Source organism: Streptomyces sp. NRRL B-1347, from assembly GCF_000720325.1.
Classification (GTDB): domain Bacteria; phylum Actinomycetota; class Actinomycetes; order Streptomycetales; family Streptomycetaceae; genus Streptomyces.
In genome coordinates, this window is record NZ_JOJM01000253.1 from 1 (window position 1) to 712 (window position 712).

A 712-nucleotide genomic window follows, 5' to 3' on the forward strand; every position below is an offset into this window, starting at 1 on the left:
GCACCCCCCACCACCACCCCCCACCGCGGCACCCGGTGCCAGCACAAGGATCCGGACACCCCTCGACAACAAAAAGAACACTCGTTATGTTGCTGGACGGCGAGACAGCGCCAACCGAGCACAAGTGCAAGCGGTCACTCGCAACCACTCAACGGGGGCTCACCATGCCTGTCACCCAGCACCTCACCCCAGCACCCGCCCGCCCCACCCTCGCACCCCACCACGTGCACAAACACAACCCCGCCGAAGTCCTCCTCACCGGCTACGACACCCTGCGCACCGACACCTTCACCGTCACCGCCCAATGGCCGACACACCACCCCTTCTACACCCCCACCCCCCACCTCAACGACCCACTGATCTTCATCGAAACCATCCGCCAGTGCTTCCCCCTCCTCGCCCACAACGCCTACCACCTCCCCCACGGCCACCACCTCATCTGGCAATACCTCACCGCCGACATCAACCCCCACGCCATGCACCACACCCCCCACCACCCCACCCACCTCACCCTCCACATCACCTGCTCCGACATCCGCCGCCGCCCCGGCGGACACCTCACCGCCCTCACCCTCCACGCCATCGCCCTGCGCAACGGCACCCACCTCGGCACCGCACAAACCCGCTTCTCCGCCCACTCCCCCACCATCTACCAACGCATCCGCGGCACCCACCCCAACACCCCCACCACACCACCACCCCCCACCCACCC

1 protein-coding gene is annotated in these 712 nt (G+C 67.3%); it reads left to right on the forward strand.

The window, feature by feature from the left end; all coding sequences use genetic code 11:
* Window positions 1–164 precede the first annotated feature (164 nt).
* A partial coding sequence (locus tag IG74_RS0144835) for an AfsA-related hotdog domain-containing protein (RefSeq protein WP_267885649.1) occupies window positions 165–712 on the forward strand: 548 nt, incomplete at its 3' end.